The 17484-nt window shown below is 47.2% G+C and carries 26 protein-coding genes; 20 read left to right on the top strand and 6 right to left on the bottom strand.

Annotated elements, in window-relative coordinates:
* Position 1: 1 nt before the first annotated feature.
* From rplN to T360_RS14570, 20 genes are all read left to right on the top strand, one after another.
* Entirely contained in the window at positions 2–367 is a 366-nt protein-coding gene (gene rplN, locus T360_RS0103780) for a 50S ribosomal protein L14 (protein WP_013065032.1), read from the top strand.
* A gap of 33 nt (positions 368–400) precedes the next feature.
* Complete coding sequence (rplX, locus tag T360_RS0103775) at positions 401–718, top strand: 50S ribosomal protein L24 (protein WP_028911611.1); 318 nt, start codon at positions 401–403, stop codon at positions 716–718.
* Entirely contained in the window at positions 718–1275 is a 558-nt protein-coding gene (rplE, locus tag T360_RS0103770) for a 50S ribosomal protein L5 (protein WP_028911610.1), read from the top strand. The genes rplX and rplE overlap by 1 nt, the downstream gene beginning before the upstream one ends.
* A 5-nt stretch (positions 1276–1280) precedes the next feature.
* On the top strand, positions 1281–1583 hold the full coding sequence (gene rpsN, locus T360_RS0103765; protein ID WP_028911609.1) for a 30S ribosomal protein S14: 303 nt from the start codon (positions 1281–1283) through the stop codon (positions 1581–1583).
* 78 nt (positions 1584–1661) lie between these two features.
* Positions 1662–2057, top strand: coding sequence for a 30S ribosomal protein S8 (gene rpsH, locus T360_RS0103760; RefSeq protein WP_028902369.1), 396 nt, complete (start codon positions 1662–1664; stop codon positions 2055–2057).
* 14 nt (positions 2058–2071) lie between these two features.
* Complete coding sequence (gene rplF / locus T360_RS0103755; RefSeq protein ID WP_013064742.1) at positions 2072–2641, top strand: 50S ribosomal protein L6; 570 nt, start codon at positions 2072–2074, stop codon at positions 2639–2641.
* Positions 2642–2660: 19 nt separating this feature from the next.
* Complete coding sequence (rplR, locus tag T360_RS0103750) at positions 2661–3005, top strand: 50S ribosomal protein L18 (protein ID WP_028911608.1); 345 nt, start codon at positions 2661–2663, stop codon at positions 3003–3005.
* A gap of 6 nt (positions 3006–3011) precedes the next feature.
* Entirely contained in the window at positions 3012–3524 is a 513-nt protein-coding gene (rpsE, locus tag T360_RS0103745; protein WP_028911607.1) for a 30S ribosomal protein S5, read from the top strand.
* 12 nt (positions 3525–3536) lie between these two features.
* Positions 3537–3713, top strand: coding sequence for a 50S ribosomal protein L30 (gene rpmD / locus T360_RS0103740; RefSeq protein ID WP_013063208.1), 177 nt, complete (start codon positions 3537–3539; stop codon positions 3711–3713).
* Between the two features lie 26 nt (positions 3714–3739).
* Positions 3740–4186 (top strand): 50S ribosomal protein L15, encoded by a 447-nt coding sequence (gene rplO, locus T360_RS0103735; protein ID WP_028911606.1) that lies wholly within the window; start codon positions 3740–3742, stop codon positions 4184–4186.
* An 8-nt stretch (positions 4187–4194) separates the two neighbouring features.
* Complete coding sequence (secY, locus tag T360_RS0103730) at positions 4195–5535, top strand: preprotein translocase subunit SecY (RefSeq protein ID WP_028911605.1); 1341 nt, start codon at positions 4195–4197, stop codon at positions 5533–5535.
* A 6-nt stretch (positions 5536–5541) separates the two neighbouring features.
* On the top strand, positions 5542–6342 hold the full coding sequence (gene map / locus T360_RS0103725) for a type I methionyl aminopeptidase (RefSeq protein ID WP_028911604.1): 801 nt from the start codon (positions 5542–5544) through the stop codon (positions 6340–6342).
* Positions 6343–6351: 9 nt separating this feature from the next.
* Positions 6352–6570 carry a translation initiation factor IF-1 gene (infA, locus tag T360_RS0103720; protein WP_004341775.1) on the top strand — a complete coding sequence of 73 codons (219 nt, stop codon included), beginning with the start codon at positions 6352–6354 and terminating at the stop codon, positions 6568–6570.
* Between the two features lie 16 nt (positions 6571–6586).
* Positions 6587–6703 carry a 50S ribosomal protein L36 gene (gene rpmJ, locus T360_RS0103715; RefSeq protein WP_009160995.1) on the top strand — a complete coding sequence of 39 codons (117 nt, stop codon included), beginning with the start codon at positions 6587–6589 and terminating at the stop codon, positions 6701–6703.
* Positions 6704–6815: 112 nt separating this feature from the next.
* Positions 6816–7196 carry a 30S ribosomal protein S13 gene (rpsM, locus tag T360_RS0103710; RefSeq protein WP_027448994.1) on the top strand — a complete coding sequence of 127 codons (381 nt, stop codon included), beginning with the start codon at positions 6816–6818 and terminating at the stop codon, positions 7194–7196.
* A 32-nt stretch (positions 7197–7228) separates the two neighbouring features.
* Positions 7229–7618, top strand: a complete 390-nt coding sequence (rpsK, locus tag T360_RS0103705; protein ID WP_013063216.1) for a 30S ribosomal protein S11 — start codon at positions 7229–7231, stop codon at positions 7616–7618.
* A gap of 61 nt (positions 7619–7679) precedes the next feature.
* Positions 7680–8288: a 30S ribosomal protein S4 gene (gene rpsD / locus T360_RS0103700; protein WP_013064747.1), complete on the top strand. Its 609-nt coding sequence runs from the start codon at positions 7680–7682 to the stop codon at positions 8286–8288.
* A gap of 14 nt (positions 8289–8302) precedes the next feature.
* Complete coding sequence (locus T360_RS0103695) at positions 8303–9295, top strand: DNA-directed RNA polymerase subunit alpha (protein ID WP_028911603.1); 993 nt, start codon at positions 8303–8305, stop codon at positions 9293–9295.
* A 34-nt stretch (positions 9296–9329) separates the two neighbouring features.
* Positions 9330–9824, top strand: a complete 495-nt coding sequence (gene rplQ / locus T360_RS0103690; RefSeq protein WP_028911602.1) for a 50S ribosomal protein L17 — start codon at positions 9330–9332, stop codon at positions 9822–9824.
* A gap of 124 nt (positions 9825–9948) precedes the next feature.
* Positions 9949–10635 carry a glycine zipper domain-containing protein gene (locus T360_RS14570; protein ID WP_051523341.1) on the top strand — a complete coding sequence of 229 codons (687 nt, stop codon included), beginning with the start codon at positions 9949–9951 and terminating at the stop codon, positions 10633–10635.
* 6 nt (positions 10636–10641) lie between these two features.
* Here T360_RS14570 and T360_RS14565 read toward each other — a convergent pair whose 3' ends face one another.
* The 6 genes from T360_RS14565 to T360_RS16660 all read right to left on the bottom strand — a co-directional run bounded on the left by T360_RS14565 (position 10642) and on the right by T360_RS16660 (position 17455).
* Positions 10642–11163: a septal ring lytic transglycosylase RlpA family protein gene (locus tag T360_RS14565; RefSeq protein ID WP_036928730.1), complete on the bottom strand. Its 522-nt coding sequence runs from the start codon at positions 11161–11163 to the stop codon at positions 10642–10644.
* Positions 11160–12497 carry an NADP-specific glutamate dehydrogenase gene (gdhA, locus tag T360_RS0103675; protein WP_028911601.1) on the bottom strand — a complete coding sequence of 446 codons (1338 nt, stop codon included), beginning with the start codon at positions 12495–12497 and terminating at the stop codon, positions 11160–11162. The genes T360_RS14565 and gdhA overlap by 4 nt, the downstream gene beginning before the upstream one ends.
* 106 nt (positions 12498–12603) lie before the next feature.
* On the bottom strand, positions 12604–13362 hold the full coding sequence (locus T360_RS0103670; protein WP_036928727.1) for a LytTR family DNA-binding domain-containing protein: 759 nt from the start codon (positions 13360–13362) through the stop codon (positions 12604–12606).
* On the bottom strand, positions 13359–14411 hold the full coding sequence (locus tag T360_RS0103665; RefSeq protein WP_028911599.1) for a sensor histidine kinase: 1053 nt from the start codon (positions 14409–14411) through the stop codon (positions 13359–13361). Before T360_RS0103665 ends, T360_RS0103670 begins: the two co-directional genes overlap by 4 nt.
* Before the next feature lie 78 nt (positions 14412–14489).
* A complete protein-coding gene (locus T360_RS0103660) occupies positions 14490–16946 on the bottom strand; it encodes an outer membrane beta-barrel family protein (RefSeq protein WP_028911598.1) in 2457 nt (818 codons plus the stop codon).
* 140 nt (positions 16947–17086) lie between these two features.
* Positions 17087–17455 carry a DUF4374 domain-containing protein gene (locus tag T360_RS16660; protein ID WP_369793488.1) on the bottom strand — a complete coding sequence of 123 codons (369 nt, stop codon included), beginning with the start codon at positions 17453–17455 and terminating at the stop codon, positions 17087–17089.
* Positions 17456–17484 lie beyond the last annotated feature (29 nt).

Here is a 17484-nt window from a genome sequence, read left to right as displayed (position 1 = left end):
TATGATACAGACAGAATCAAGACTTACAGTAGCTGACAACAGCGGTGCACGTGAGGCTCTCTGCATCCGTGTATTGGGTGGCACAAAGCGCCGTTATGCCAGCGTAGGTGATATCATCGTTGTGTCTATCAAGAACGCGATCCCTACAAGTGATGTAAAGAAGGGTGCAGTATCTAAGGCTTTGGTTGTTCGCACCAAGAAGGAAATCCGTCGCGCTGATGGTTCTTACATCCGCTTCGACGACAACGCTTGTGTGTTGCTGAACAATGCAGGTGAGCTGCGTGGTAGCCGTATCTTCGGCCCCGTTGCACGTGAGCTCCGTGCCGTGAATATGAAGGTCGTTTCTTTGGCACCTGAGGTACTGTAATAGTTAATAATTAACAGTTTAGAGTTAAGAGAAATGGCAAAGTTCAATATTAAGAAAAACGATACAGTCATCGTTCTGACCGGTGAGGATAAGGGCAAGACTGGTAAGGTGCTCAAGGTTTTGACCGATAAGCAGCGTGCACTCGTTGAGGGCATCAATATGGTCAACAAGAGCGCCAAGCCAAGCGCCAAGAACCCTCAGGGAGGCTTTGTGAAGATGGAGGCTCCTATTCACATTTCGAATATAAGTTTGATTGATCCGAAGAGTGGCAAGGCTACCCGTGTTGCTATCAAGCGCGAGGGTAAGAATGTCGTTCGCGTCGCTAAAAAGTCAGGAGAGGAGATTAAGTAATGGCAAATACAGCACAGTTAAAGAAAGAGTATAAGGAGAAGATTGCTCCCGCTCTTCAGAAGCAGTTCAACTACACTTCTGCAATGCAGATTCCCGTCCTGAAGAAGATCGTTGTGAACCAGGGTCTTGGTGATGCAACTCAGGATAAGAAGATTATCGAGGTTGCTATCAACGAGATCACCGCTATCTGCGGTCAGAAGGCTGTTGCAACATATTCTAAGAAGGATATCGCAAACTTCAAGCTTCGTAAGAAGATGCCTATCGGTGTTATGGTAACTCTCCGTCGTGAGCGTATGTATGAGTTCCTCGAGAAGCTCGTTCGCATCGCTCTTCCTCGTATCCGCGACTTCAAGGGTATCGAGAGCAAGTTCGACGGTCGTGGTAACTACACACTGGGTATCCAGGAGCAGATTATCTTCCCAGAGATCAATATCGATTCAGTTGACCGCATCCAGGGTATGAACATCACCTTCGTTACATCGGCTCAGACCGACGAGGAGGGATATGCTCTGCTCAAGGCTTTCGGTCTTCCATTCAAGAACGCTAAAAACGATTAAGAGATATGGCAAAAGAATCAATGAAAGCCCGCGAGGTAAAGCGCGCTAAGCTCGTGGCTCGTTACGCCGAGAAGCGTGCTAACCTGAAGAAGGTGATCGCTACAACAGAGGACCCCGCCGAGGCTTACGAGGCTGCTCGCAAGCTGCAGAGCATTCCTAAGAACGCTAATCCTATCCGTCTGCACAACCGTTGCAAGATTACAGGTCGTCCAAAGGGATATATGCGTCAGTTCGGTCTTTCTCGTATCCAATTCCGTGAGATGGCATCAAACGGACTGATCCCTGGAGTAAAGAAGGCCAGCTGGTAATTCAACTGATTGAAGCAAAAAGAGATTTATTAATTTAATATTGTCGGGGTAGTCCCGATTAATTAAAAACTTTATTTTATGACAGATCCAATAGCAGATTATCTGACAAGACTCAGAAACGCCATCATGGCACATCACCGTGTCGTTGAGGTTCCTGCGTCAAACTTGAAGAAGGAAATCACTAAGATCCTCTTCGAGAAGGGCTATATCCTGAACTACAAGTTCATCGAGGATGGTCCTCAGGGTACAATCAAGGTTGCCTTGAAGTATGACCCTGCAACTCGTGAGAACGCTATCAAGTGCTTGAAGCGAGTATCAACACCAGGTCTTCGCCAGTACACTGGCTACAAAGACATGCCGAGAGTAATTAACGGACTTGGAATCGCAATCCTTTCCACGTCTAAAGGTGTAATGACAGACAAAGAGGCCGCAGCCCTGAAGATCGGTGGTGAGGTTCTTTGCTATGTATATTAATTGGAGGATAGAATATGTCAAGAATAGGAAAATTGCCAATTAGTATCCCTGCCGGCGTTACTGTTGCTCAGGACAAGGACGGTGTTGTTACCGTAAAGGGTCCTAAGGGAGAGCTGACACAGAAGGTTGACCCCTCTATCAAGATGACTATCGAGGATGGTCAGATTAAATTTGAGATTGATGAGAATAGCCCTGTAAACATCAAGCAGAAGCAGGCTTTCCATGGTCTTTATCGTGCGCTCGTTAACAACATGGTTGTTGGCGTTAGCGAAGGCTATAAGAAGGAGATGGAGCTCGTAGGTGTAGGTTACCGTGTTTCTAACCAGGGTAACATCATCGAGTTCGCTCTCGGTTATACTCACCCCATCTTCATCCAGCTTCCTAAGGAGGTTAAGGTTGAGACTAAGTCTGAGCGTAACCAGAATCCTCAGATTATCCTCGAGTCATGCGACAAGGCGCTGCTCGGTCTGATTTGCGCTAAGATTCGTTCTTTCCGTATGCCTGAGCCTTACAAAGGAAAGGGTATTTTGTTCAAGGGTGAGGTTATCCGTCGTAAGTCGGGTAAGTCAGCATCAGCTAAGTAACTTTAATTGATTGAAGATTATGACAACAAAGAAAGTAGAAAGACGAATTAAGATCAAATATAGAATTCGTAAGAACGTTTTCGGCACAGCCGAGCGTCCTCGTCTGAGCGTTTTCCGCAGCAACAAGCAGATCTATGCTCAGGTGATCAATGACTTGGAAGGTAAAACACTTGCTTCTGCATCATCTCTGGGTCTCGAGGCTATGCCAAAGATTCAGCAGGCTGAGAAGGTTGGTGAGCTCGTAGCCCAGAAGGCTCTGGAGGCCGGCGTTAGCGCTGTTGTCTTCGACCGTAACGGTTACCTGTATCATGGCCGTGTAAAGTCGCTTGCAGACGCAGCTCGTAAAGGTGGACTTAAATTCTAAACGATTATGGCAATGAACAAAGTTAAGATAAGTAGTGACATTGAGTTGAAAGAAAGACTGGTTGCCATCAACCGTGTTACAAAGGTAACAAAGGGAGGTCGCACCTTTACATTCGCAGCTATTGTTGTTGTCGGTGACGGCAACGGTATCATTGGCTGGGGTCTTGGTAAGGCTGGCGAGGTTCAGGCAGCTATCGCCAAGGGTGTTGAGGCAGCTAAGAAGAATCTTGTTAAAGTTCCCGTACTCAAGGGTACCATCCCTCATGAGATGGAGGCCCGCTTCGGCGGTGCTCAGGTTTTCCTGAAGCCAGCTGCAGCCGGTACAGGTCTCGTTGCTGGTGGTGCTATGCGTGCCGTACTGGAGAGTGTAGGTATTAAGGATGTGCTCGCTAAGTCTAAGGGCTCATCAAACCCTCACAACCTGGTTAAGGCTACTATCGTAGCTCTCACTCAGATGCGTGATGCTTATACTGTAGCAGGTACTCGTGGAATCAGTATGGATAAAGTATTTAGAGGATAAGGAGAAATAACTATGGCAACAATTAAGGTAAAGCAGATTAAGAGTAAGATCGGTTATCCAGTAGATCAGAAGCGCACTCTCGAGGCTCTCGGACTGCGTAAGATCTCTCAGGTTGTTGAGGTAGAGGATACTCCTTCAATCCGTGGCATGATCCGTAAGGTACACCACCTGGTAACTGTCGTTGAGTAATTAACATTTTAAAAGTAGATTCGATTATGAAACTGAATAATTTAAAGCCGGCTGAGGGTTCTACCCACTCTAGTCGTCGTATCGGTCGCGGACCTGGTTCAGGTCTGGGTGGTACTTCTACTCGTGGACACAAGGGTGCCAAGGCTCGTTCTGGTTATAAGAGAAAGATTGGATTCGAAGGTGGTCAGATGCCTCTCCAGCGTCGCGTTCCGAAGTCTGGTTTCAAGAACATCAACCACAAGGAGTACTTTGCAGTTAACCTCTCTACACTTCAGAAGCTTGCTGAGGAGAAGAACCTCACTAAGATCGGTGTTGAGGAGTTGATCGCTGCTGGTCTCACCAATGGTAAGGAGCTCATCAAGGTTCTCGGAAACGGTGAACTCAAGGCCAAGGTTGACGTAGAGGCTAACGCTTTCTCAAAAACTGCCGAAGAGGCTATCAAGGCAGTAGGTGGTAACGCAACAAAAATCTGATATTCAAAATGAAGAAGTTTATAGAGACACTAAAGAACATCTGGAAGATTGAGGATCTGCGTCAGCGCATTCTCATTACTCTCCTCTTTGTAGCGATTTATCGTTTCGGCTCGTTCGTTGTACTTCCTGGTATCAACCCAGCCATGTTAAGTCAACTTCAGTCACAGACTGCTGGTGGTTTGATGTCGCTGCTCGACATGTTCTCTGGTGGTGCATTCTCCAACGCATCTATCTTTGCGCTTGGAATCATGCCTTACATCTCTGCTTCTATCGTAATGCAGCTTCTTGCAGTCGCTGTGCCCTACGTTCAGAAAATGCAGCGTGAGGGTGAGAGCGGCCGCAAGAAGATCAGCATGTACACCCGTTGGCTCACTGTAGCTATCCTGGGTTTCCAGGCTCCGGGTTACCTGATGAATCTGAAGATGACTTCTGGAGCTGCTCTGGCAACAGGCATCTCATGGTCATACTTCATGATTCCTGCTGTAATCATTCTGGCTGCAGGAAGTATGTTCATTCTGTGGCTTGGTGAGCGCATTACGGATAAAGGTATAGGTAATGGTATTTCACTCATTATCATGATCGGTATTATCGCTCGCTTGCCTCAGGCTTTCATCCAGGAGGTGAGCTCACGTTTCACTGCCATCACCGGTGGTGGACTGGTTATGTTCTTGGTTGAGATCATCATTCTCTATGCAGTTGTTTGCGCATCTATAGTTCTGGTACAGGGTGTTCGCAAAGTGCCCGTTCAGTACGCAAAACGCCTCGTAGGTAACAAGCAGGTAGGTGGAGCACGTCAGTACATACCACTGAAGCTGTTCGCAGCCAACGTGATGCCAATCATCTTTGCTCAGGCTCTGATGTTCATTCCGCTGACTATCGTTCAGTATTCAGCACCAGAGAATGCAAGTTGGTTCGTTCGCACGATGCTCGATCATCACAGCTGGACCTACAACATCATTTTCGCTATACTGATTATCGCTTTCACATACTTCTATACTGCCATTACTCTGAATCCTACTCAGATGGCAGAGGATATGAAGCGTAACAATGGTTTCATTCCTGGCGTTAAGCCCGGTAAGGAGACAGCTGAGTATATCGATACAGTAATGAGTCGCATTACTCTGCCTGGTTCATTGTTCATCGCTTTCATCGCAATTATGCCTGCATTGGCTAGCTTGCTGAATGTTCAGGATGCGTTCTCTCAGTTCTTCGGCGGAACATCACTGCTGATTCTTGTCGGTGTTGTGCTCGATACACTTGCACAGATTGAGAGTCATCTGCTGATGCGTCACTATGACGGTCTGCTCAGTTCTGGTCGCATTCATGGACGTGGAATGGCTGCTTATTAATCTTCTATGAAGATATTCCTGAAGACAGAAGATGAGATAGAGCTGATGCGCCAGGCCAACCAACTTGTTGGTCGAACGCTTGGTGAATTGGCTAAACATATTAAGCCTGGTATAACGACCCTCCAGTTGGATAAGATAGCGGACGAGTTCATTAGAGATAATGGTGCTATTCCAACATTCAAGGGTTTCCCCAATCCATATGGAGGGCCGTTTCCTGCCAGCATCTGCACATCGGTAAATGATGTAGTGGTTCATGGAGTGCCCAACGCTGAGACTGTTCTCAAGGAGGGTGATATCATCTCCATTGATTGCGGCACATTGCTGAACGGCTTCAACGGCGATTCTTGTTACACATTTTGTGTGGGCGAGGTTTCAAGTGAAGTCAAGCAATTGCTGAAGACAACCAAAGAGTCGCTCTACAAGGGCATCGAGAATGCCGTAGCTGGACGTCATCTTGGTGATATCAGCAGTGCAGTGCAGGAGCATTGTGAGGCACAGAAGTATGGTATCGTACGTGAATTGACCGGCCATGGTATTGGTCGTGACATGCACGAAGATCCACAGGTGCCAAACTACGGAAGACGCGGCAATGGTATCATGCTGAAAGCTGGTATGTGTATTGCGATCGAGCCTATGGTAACTATGGGTAAGCGCGACATCTGGATGGACGCTGATCGCTGGACTATCCGCACTCGTGACGGTAAGCCAGCTGCTCATTTCGAGCACACTATCGCGATTAGAAAGGGTCAGGCTGAGATCCTATCTTCGTTTGATGAAGTAGAATTATTGGAAGGTAAAATTTATTAAACAACTTGTATGGCAAAGCAATCCGCTATTGAGCAGGACGGAACAATTGTAGAATCGCTATCTAACGCGATGTTTCGTGTAGAACTAGAAAATGGGGTCCAAATTATTGCGCATATCTCTGGTAAGATGAGAATGCACTATATTAAGATCCTGCCCGGTGATAAGGTTAAGGTGGAAATGAGCCCCTACGACCTTACTAAGGGACGAATTGTATTCAGATACAAATAAACAATACGAATTTAATATGAAGACAAGAGCATCATTGAAAAAGCGTACCCCAGACTGCAAAATCGTACGTCGTAAGGGCCGCCTGTTCGTTATCAACAAGAAGAACCCTAAGTACAAAATGCGTCAGGGTTAATGTTAAATAAGCATAAAATGGCGGAGAATTGAAAAATTCTTCGTAACTTTGCATGCTTTTTAGCAAGAAATGTATTTTTTAAAGTAATTTATTTTTATCTTTTTAATTAACAATGGCAATAAGAATTGTTGGAGTAGATTTGCCCCAGAATAAGCGTGGCGAAATCGCATTGACTTATATCTATGGTATAGGTCGAAGTAGTTCAGCAAAGATATTGGATAAGGCAGGTGTCAGCCGCGACCTGAAGGTTAGCGAGTGGAACGACGACCAGGCAGCCAAAATCCGTGAAATTATCGGCGCTGAATTCAAAGTAGAAGGTGATCTCCGTTCTGAGATCCAGTTGAATATCAAGCGACTGATGGATATTGGTTGCTATCGTGGTGTACGTCATCGTAATGGTCTTCCCGTTCGCGGTCAGAGCACAAAGAATAATGCTCGTACTCGTAAGGGTAAGAAGAAGACTGTTGCTAACAAGAAGAAGGCTACGAAGTAATTCTAAGTTGAACAATTAAAGATTTGAGAATTATGGCAAAGAAAACAGTCACTTCAAAGAAGAGAAACGTGAGAGTAAATGCTATTGGCCAGCTCCACGTACACAGTTCTTTTAATAATATTATTGTATCACTGGCTAACGACGAGGGTCAGATTATCTCTTGGTCATCAGCTGGTAAGATGGGCTTCCGCGGCTCAAAGAAGAATACTCCTTATGCTGCCCAGATGGCTGCTGAGGATTGCGCTAAGGTTGCCTATGACCTGGGTCTTCGCAAGGTTAAGGCATACGTTAAGGGTCCTGGTAACGGTCGTGAGTCAGCTATCCGTGCTATCCACGGTGCTGGTATCGAGGTTATGGAGATTATCGATGTTACTCCACTGCCACACAACGGATGTCGTCCTCCAAAGCGCCGTCGCGTTTAATCTTGGATGCTTCGTGGTTTAGAAGATCCCGTTTTATTTATTAGAAAATTATTTTATTATTATGGCAAGATATTTAGGTCCGAAATCAAAAATTGCGCGTCGTTTTGGTGAGCCAATCTTCGGCGCAGACAAAGTTTTGTCTAGGAGAAACTTCCCTCCTGGACAGCATGGCAACAATCGTCGTCGCAAGATGTCTGAGTATGCCGTCATGCTGGCAGAGAAGCAGAAAGCCAAGTACACCTACGGCGTACTCGAGCGTCAGTTCCGTAATATGTTTGAGAAGGCAGCTAAGGCTGAGGGTATCACCGGTGAGGTTCTCTTGCAGAACCTTGAGAGTCGTCTCGACAACGTGGTATTCCGCCTCGGTATTGCTCCTACCCGCGCTGCAGCTCGTCAGCTCGTTGGTCACAAGCACATCACTGTTGATGGTCAGGTAGTTAACATCCCTTCTTACGCTGTTAAGCCTGGTCAGGTAGTTGCTGTTCGTGAAAAGTCTAAGTCACTTGAGGTTATTGAGGCTGCTCTCGCAGGTTTTAATCACAGCAAGTATCCTTGGATTGAGTGGGATGAGAATGTGAAGGGCGGTAAGTTCCTGCACAAGCCTGAGCGCGCAGACATCCCTGAGAATATTAAGGAGCAGTTAATCGTTGAGTTGTACTCTAAGAACTAAAATCATTTAAATTAATGGCGATATTAGCATTTCAAAAACCCGATAAAGTCGTAATGTTGGAGGCCAACGACAAGTTCGGCAAGTTCGAATTTCGTCCTTTGGAGCCTGGCTTCGGTGTAACCATTGGTAACGCCCTGCGCCGCATTCTTCTTTCATCACTTGAGGGTTATGCTATCAACACAATCCGCATTGCGGGTGTTGAGCATGAGTTCTCATCAGTTCCCGGTGTAAAGGAAGATGTAACCAACATTATCTTGAATCTGAAGCAAGTTCGATTCAAGCAAGTAGTAGAAGAATTCGAGAACGAGAAAGTCACTATCACGATCGAGAATTCTACCGAATTCAAAGCCGCTGACATTGGCAAGTATCTGACTGGATTTGAAGTGTTAAATCCCGATTTGGTGATTTGTCATTTAGATTCCAAAGCATCGATGCAGATTGATCTTACAATCAACAAAGGTCGCGGATATGTACCCGCCGATGAGAATCGCGAGTTCTGCACCGACGTGAATGTAATTGCAATCGATTCTATTTACACTCCGATCCGTAACGTAAAGTACTCAGTTGAACCATATCGTGTTGAACAGAAGACCGACTATGATAAGCTGGTACTGGAGGTTACTACGGACGGTTCCATTCACCCAAAGGATGCGCTGAAAGAGGCTGCTAAAATCCTTATCTATCACTTCATGCTGTTCTCTGACGAGAAGATCTCTCTCGAGAGTTCTGAGACTGAGAGCAACCAGGAGTTTGACGAGGAGATCCTGCACATGCGCCAGTTGCTCAAGACTCGTCTCGTTGACATGAACCTCTCTGTTCGTGCCCTCAACTGCCTCAAGGCTGCTGATGTGGAGACACTTGGTGATCTGGTACAGTACAACAAGACAGACCTCCTGAAGTTCCGTAACTTTGGTAAGAAATCGCTCACTGAGCTTGATGATTTGCTCGAGAGTCTGAATCTGTCGTTTGGAACTGATATTTCAAAATACAAACTGGACAGAGAGTAATCGCTCTCATGCCCAATAAAAGAACATTAAGAAAATGAGACACAATAAGAAATTTAATCATCTCGGTCGTACTGCATCTCACCGCAGTGCCATGCTCGCTAACATGGCTATCTCGCTGATCATGCACAAAAGAATCACTACGACCGTAGCAAAGGCTAAGGCCCTGAAGAAGTATGTAGAGCCCCTGATCACTAAGGCTAAGGAGGATTCTACCAACTCTCGTCGTGTAGTATTCAGCTACCTGCAGAACAAGGAAGCTATCAAGGAGCTTTTCTCTACTGTAAGTGAGAAGGTTGGTGATCGTCCCGGTGGATACACTCGTATCATCAAGCTCGGTACTCGTCAGGGTGATGCTGCTCAGGTTTGCTTCATCGAGCTCGTTGACTTTGATCCAGAGATGGCAAAGGAGACTAAGAAGAAGTCAACTCGTCGTTCACGCAAGGCTGCACCAAAGGCAGAGGTTGCTGAGGCTCCTGTAGCTGAGGCTCCTGCTACTGAGGCACCTGCTGAGGAGGCTAAGGCTGAGTAATCTATAGAATTTTTACATTCTACTCTATAAAGTTTAGGGGTTTCCCTACCACAGTGTGGGGGAATTCCTTTTCTTTTTTGTTTTTCTCTGCGTATCTTTGCACCGTTAATTGTTAGTTAGAGTTATGAAGAAGTTGGTTGTTTTGACACTGGGTGCCCTGCTGCTGTTAAGCAGCTGCGGCACCTACACCGAGACCGGTGCAACAACTGGTGCTTGGTTTGGTTCTATCATCGGTTCGGCTATTGGTGGTATATCAGGAGGACCGCGTGGTAGTGATGTTGGCACACTGATTGGCATGGCTGGCGGTGCAGCTGTTGGAGCTGCCATTGGTAATGCTGCTGATGAGGCACACCAGAAAGAGATGGAGGAGTATAGGCAGCGACGTATGGAACGCGAACAGGCGCAACACTATCCAGAGTATGGTGTTCCTGATAACAGAGGTTATGATGCGTATAGGCCGGATGGTTTGGAGCTACGTCGCCTGATGCTTATAGATGCTAATCGCGATCGAGTTCTGAGTAGAGGTGAAGAGGCTCGTGTAGTTTTCGAAGTCTTCAATACTACCAACCAAACGCTCTATCGTGTTCGTCCTGATGTGGCTGAAGTGACCGGAAATAGGCATATAAGCGTCTCTGACAACGTAATGATTGAGAGTATAGCTCCTGGCAAGGGCATAAGATATACAGCGCTCATACGGGCTGATAATAGGTTGAAAGACGGTGAGGCTGTTTTCAGTATAGGTATTTTTCAAGGTAATAAAAAGATTGTATCCCAAACAAGGGAGTTAAGGATTGAAACAAGTAAGCGATAGGACTTCCTATCGCTTCTTTTTTTCTTTCTCTTTCTCTGTCTGCTGTTTCTTTTTCATGTGGTCTCTGAGTTCTATCCAGATAGGCTTAGAGGCATCTTCATCGGTAGTACTCAGGTCAAGTTCAGGCTTGCTGAATATCTCTGCAGGTTTGAACGGGATGATAGAAGGATTGAACTCTTCTACCAGTACCGGTGCAATGCCCTTAGCCATAATACCTAACTCTTTAGCTGCACGCATAGAGAGGTCGATGACGCGCCCCTTAACATAAGGACCTCGATCAGTAACCTTTACGATGACGTGCTTACCATTCTCTGGATTTGTTACCAGTAGTAGTGTGCCGAAAGGGTAGGTGCGGTGGGCACATGTAAGACTATCGTGGTGCAGGCGCTCGCCACTGGCAGTGCGACGACCACTGGATTTTTTAGAATAGAAAGAAGCCTTACCGCTCTCAGTCTGTGCCAGAGCGGTAAAGCTTATTAGCATTGCGATGGTTGTTACAACTGTAACTATCTTGTTTTTTAATATCATACAATGCCTTGAGCGAGCATGGCCTTAGCGACCTTCATGAAGCCGGCTACGTTGGCACCCTTCACATAGTTGATGTAGTTGCCTTCCTTGCCATACTTCACGCACTGCTCGTGGATGCCAGACATGATCTGATGCAGACGCTGGTCAACCTCCTCGGCAGTCCAACTCATACGCATAGAGTTCTGGGTCATCTCCAAACCTGATGTAGCCACACCACCGGCGTTAACTGCCTTACCAGGTGCGAACAACTGACCAGCAGCGATGAACTTGTTGACAGCCTCGGCTGTGCAGCCCATGTTAGACACCTCAGCTACGCAGAGTGGCTTGTTGGCCAAGATCATGTCGGCATCAGTGCCGTTCAATTCATTCTGGGTAGCGCATGGCAGATAGATATCTGCTTTCTGCTCCCATGGCTTCCTACCAGCGAAGAACTTAGAGCCCTCAAACTCCTCCTCGTAAGGCTGACATACGTCGTTGCCACTGGCGCGAAGCTCCAGCATATATTCAATCTTCTCGGCATCAAGACCAGCAGGGTCGTAGATGTAACCGTCAGGACCAGAGATGGTGATAACCTTAGCACCCAACTCAGTGGCCTTCTTGGCTGCACCCCAGGCTACGTTACCGAAACCTGACAGGGCAACAGTCTTACCCTTGATGTCGAGTCCATGAGTCTCCATCATGTGGTGTACAAAGTAGAGTGCACCGTAACCGGTTGCCTCTGGGCGCAGGATAGAGCCACCCCATTCCATACCTTTACCGGTGAGGGTTGCACCATGGAACTGGCTGGTGAGCTTCTTGTACATGCCGAACAGATAACCAATCTCACGACCGCCCACGCCGATATCACCGGCAGGAACATCCATGTCAGGACCAATCACCTTGTAGAGCTCGGTCATAAATGCCTGACAGAAACGCATGATCTCTGCATCGCTCTTACCACGGGGAGCAAAGTCAGAACCTCCCTTTCCGCCGCCCATAGGCAGGGTGGTGAGGGCGTTCTTGAAGGTCTGCTCGAAACCGAGGAACTTCAGGATGCTCAGGTTTACTGATGGGTGGAAGCGCAGACCGCCTTTATAGGGGCCAATAGCGCTGTTGAACTGCACACGGTAACCGATGTTCACCTGTACCTCGCCCTTGTCGTCAACCCAGGGCACACGGAAGGTTGTGATACGCTCTGGTTCTACAATGCGCTCTATGATCTTGGCTTTCTCAAACTCGGGGTGCTGGTTGTACACATCCTTGATGCTGTCCAACACCTCTCTTACTGCCTGTAAGTACTCCATTTCGCCTGGATGTTTCTGCTCCAAGGCTTGCATAATTTTCTCAACTTCCATTGTCGTTAAAATGTTTTAAGTTTACATTTTGTTACTTATCTTACTGCAAAAGTAGGAAAATTATCGATAACTACCAAGTAAATAACCGAAAATTTTATGCGCAAAGTTACATTTTGTTAATTGTGCGCGTTCCCAGGAATTTATGGAAGGCATCTTGGTAGCCATTGGGTACGTGAATAATCTCGTTGTGGATGTAGATACAGTCGTTGCGGTCCACCTTTCTTATTTTATCTACTGCTATAATATATGATCGGTGTACGCGCAGGAATCGCTCTGGGGGGAGCATCTCTTCTACAGCCTTCATCGTCATGTGGGTTATCAGTGGCTTAGTCTCTCCTTCCAGATAGAACATCACATAGTCTTTCATGCCATTCACGTAGATGATATCTTTGATGTTGATATTGCGCAGTTCGCCGTCAACCCGAACAAACAGGCTCTGTGGACCGTCCTCAGTTTTCGCTCCGCACTCCGCATTCTGCTTTACACACTCCTCATTCCTCATGGAAAACCACTCCTTTGCTTTCTCTACTGCCACCAGAAACTTGTTATAGCGTATGGGCTTGAGCAGGAAGTCGAGGGCTTTCACTTCGTAGCTTTCGAAGGCGTACTCTTTGAAGGCCGTGGTGAATATCACGCGCGTCTCGGCAGGAATCATGTGTGCCAGTTCCATACCGTTCAGATCGGGCATTTGGATGTCGAGGAACAGCAGATTGGGTTTCAGCTCCTTGACAGCGTTGATAGCTTCTACCGAATCGGTAAAGCTGCCCAATTGTTCCAAATCGGGTGTTTTGTCAACAAACGACTCCATCAGTTTTACTGCCAGAGGTTCGTCATCTACTATGATGCATGTCAGTTTACAGCTCATAATTCATTATTAATAATGGTGATGCGTATATGATAGATGTCGCCTTCAATCTTCTGTTCCCAAGTGTAACGGTTGGTGTACATCAGCTCCAGTCGGCGCCTGGTGTTCTCCAGTCCGATACCAGATCCGCTGCGATCGGCATCGTCTTTAGGGAAATTGGTATTGTCGCAACAGAATATCAGGGCATCATTGGTTTGCAATAGTTGAATGTCAATCTTTGATGGCTTGTTACTGCTCACGCCGTGTTTGAAAGCATTCTCGACAAGTGATATGAACAGCAGCGGAGCTATCTCTATATTTTGTTTGATGTCGAAAAGAGTCGTTACTTCAGTCTTGTCATTGCAGCGCAGCTTCATCAGTTCGATATAGTTACGCATAAACTCCACTTCGCCTTCGATGGGCACCGTTTTCTTATTGGTCTCGTACATGGCGTAGCGCAGCAGGTCGCTCAGTTGTGCGATGGCATCTTGGGCGGCATCAGCATCAATCTGACAGAGACTTGAGATGTTGTTGAGTGTATTAAATAAGAAATGTGGGTTGATCTGATTCTTCAGCCATGCCAGTTCTGCCTCTGTGTTCTTGGCCTTCTCATCCTGTAGCTGCTGTTTGATCTGCCGGGTGCGCATGAAGTGGCGTATGCCAATGGCAACGGCAGCAACCACACAGTTGAGCAGCATGAACATGAAGAAGCCCGAAAAGAATCCTATCCACATGTTGGATGTCATATTTACTTCGTGCGGAATCCTGTCGCGGGCAAACCATAGCATGATGAACGGACTGTTGAGAAGTAGGATGGTGATGAGGTTCAACAGACCGAACCACCAGTATCGGCGACGGAAAAACAAGAACGGGCCGAACAAGTAGAAGTTCAGGAAATAGATGATGAATGGTGAATGCAGTATTCCCCATACGACAAAGAGCGATGTCTTCGTGTCGTGCAGGTTCTGGGTGCTCAGGAATGTGGCTAAAGGCATGGATAGTATGATGATAGCCCAAACGCCCAGTTGTGTCAGTAGTAACCAGAGGTCTTTTTTCTCTATCTTCTTCATAACGTGTGCAAATATATGAAAAAAAATAGAATAAAGCGCCTTTTTTTGAAAAAAGAACGCTTTATTCTTAATTGATTGTTACATCTCGTTGCCGATGCTGTTCAACATCTCACCCTGCGACTGCTGCTCGATGAAGTCGTTCTGTACGCGGCTCTGGTGCTGCTTCTGCGACATCTTTGAGTTACCGAAGGTGTAGCTGACAGTGAAGGTTACGCCGTATATGGGCACTTTAATCTTGGTGTTGCTGGTGAAGTCCTTGCCACGGCTCGAAGTCTCGATGTTGATATTGCCGCCCTTGTTCAGACCCATCATACCCGAGATGCTCAGGTTGAGCTTGTCTTTAAGCAGCGATTTAGACAGACTGGCTGTTACCAGGTTGAATCCGCCAGAATAGCCCTGCAGGGTGTAGCTCTTGGTAGAGGTGATGGCGAAGGCGCTCAGCTTGAGGTTCCAAGGCAGTGTCTGCTGTATGCCGGCCATGATGTTGGCAGTCCATCCGTTGTTCTTCTGGTCGAGTGCAGTACTGCGCAGGTCGGTGTAGTTCAGTCCGCCATTGAAGAAGATACGGGTATCCTTGGTGAGCAGGTAGTTGACGTAGCCGCTCAGTCCAGTCTGATGACTCTTTACCACGTTGCCGTATGTGGTGTTGAGCAGGTTGTCGTTATCGTAGAAGCTGTACTGTGAGATAGCGTTATCCACAAAGTTATGGTGCAGATTCAGGTTCACCATCAGCTTCGATGTGAAGGCATTGTAAACCAGCGATACGTTGTGAGCCTTCTCTACATCCAGGTCGGGATTACCATAGCTCAGTGCGATAGGATTAGTCTTATCTACGTAGGGGTTGAGGTAAGAGATACCGGGGCGACTGATGCGCATGTTGTAGGTCAGTCCCAGGTTAGAACCCTGCGAGATGGTGTACTGCATACTTGCTGTAGGAACCAGACTTCCATAGCTGGTACTGAAGTCATCGCCATTGCCCAGGTGATACTCTACGTCCTGCCAGGTATATTCGTAACGCAAGCCTGCCTTCAAGCCGAAGCTGCCATAATTGCCTACATACTCACCATAGCCAGCCAGAATAGAGTTCTTGTACTCATAATCAGAACTTGAACTTGGGTCATACACATTTTTCAGATAATACTTGGCATCCGATGTGGCGTCGTGCAACTGGAGTTTGCTACCCAGATTCAGACTCTGGCCTTTGCCCAATGGCATGGTGTAGTCAAGCTGGAAGATGTGGTTGGTGGTCTTATCCTTGTTCTCAGAGTAGCGGTTGGTCAGATCGATGATGCTAGAGTTGGTACCGAAGTTGTTTGTCATTTCGGTGGTGGCGGGGCTGTAGTTCAGCTGGTAGGTCAGAGCCAGGCTCTGTGTATGCTCCTTGTTGAAGAAGCGCTGATAGTCGATGCTTCCGCTGAATGAAGTGCGTGAGTTCTTCATATCAGTAGTGCTGCCATAGCTGAATTCATTGCCGTAGGCATTGCCGCCCATTGTGGTGGTTGATGTGCCGGTACTCTTCATATTCATCGAGTTCACCTGAGCTGTCAGGTTCAATACGCTCATCGAGTCGAGCTGGTATCCCAGTGTCAGACTTCCCATAGTGAATGGTGTCTTCACGTTGTTGCTTGATGTCATCAGCTGACTGGTACCGTTGTCCTGTATCTGTTCCATCTCGGTAGTGGTGTTGCCTGGCTTGTTGTAGCTGGTCATCACATTGGCGCTATAGCTCAGTTTGCCCTGCTGTCCGTTCAGGAATACGCTTCCACCCATTTGCTTGTTGCCTGCCGATGCACGTACGGTGCCGTTATAACCGTTCATGCTCTGTGCGGCCTGTGGATTCTGCTTGTTCATCACAATGTTCAGTACGCCAGCAGCACCCTCTGCATCGTACTTGGCTCCAGGGTTGGTCATCACCTCAATGCTCTTCACGGCTGAGGCTGGCATGCTCTTGAATACCATCGATGGGTTAGAAGAGAACATCACGTTGGGCATACCATCTACATAAACCTTGAATGAAGATGATCCGTTCACCGTGATGTTGTCCTGTCCGTCGACAGTCACCATGGGCACTTTGCGCAGCATGTCGAGCACTGTGTTCGATTTCGAGTCCTCATCCTCGGCCACGTTGTAGCTCATCTTGTCCACCTCCATTTTTACCAGTGGCTTCTGTGCTACTATCTCTACACCCTTCAGCATCGTCTCGCTATCCTTTGTATAGATGGTGCCCAGATCGATGGGATTCTCATTGCCTAGTTCGATTGTCTGGCGCAGCTCTTCCTTTCCCACGCTGCTGAACACGATGTCGAACTTACCCTTGCCCTTCAGCTCCTGCTGGAAGTGACCGTTTTCGTCGGTGATAAACATGGCGATAGGCTTGTCGGTTTTGCCGGCCTTGAACACACGAATAGTGGCGTAGGGTTCACCCTCATTCAGACTCTTGTCCATCAGCACACCACTTACGGTGGTCTTTTGGGCCATAACTACTGCTGAAACCATCAGCATCATTGTTGTGAGAAAACATCTAAACTGTTTCATACCTTATATATTTTTAATTATTACTTTTCTAATTATTATATTTTTAAATTTTTCTGTTGCAAAGGTATGAAAAATGGGGGCAAGCGTGAAATCTCTTTCGACGTTTGCCCCCATGTGTTTCGACGTTTCGACGAATCGCCCTATTTCCAAGGTCCGTAGGTCACCTTTTTCTCATCCCACTTGTCCTTTGGCTGTGCAGGACGCTCTGGGTTTGGATAGCCTATGCGTACGGCACACATAGGAATGAGATGGCTTGGCAGATTCAGCTTCTGCTGTACGCCCTCTACGCGCTTTTCCAGTGGGTAGATGGTGGTCCATACAGCGCCTAACTCAAGAGCGTGGGCTGCCAACAGGTCCTCATTGCCAGCTTTCACCCACTTGCCGCCATTGGCAGCACTGCCGTAGGCACTCAGTCCCAAGGGGATGACAGCCGAGTAGAGTTTGCCGTTAGCCTCTACGATACCCGAGAGAGTGACATACTCGCCTGTGCCCAGGAAATTCTCAGCCATGATCATGTCGCGGTTGGCGGTAGTACCCT

It is taken from the genome of Prevotella sp. MA2016, assembly GCF_000619825.1.
Lineage (GTDB): Bacteria > Bacteroidota > Bacteroidia > Bacteroidales > Bacteroidaceae > Prevotella.
The sequence above is the reverse complement of the archived record's forward strand: the minus strand, read 5'-3'. Positions and strand labels throughout refer to the sequence as shown.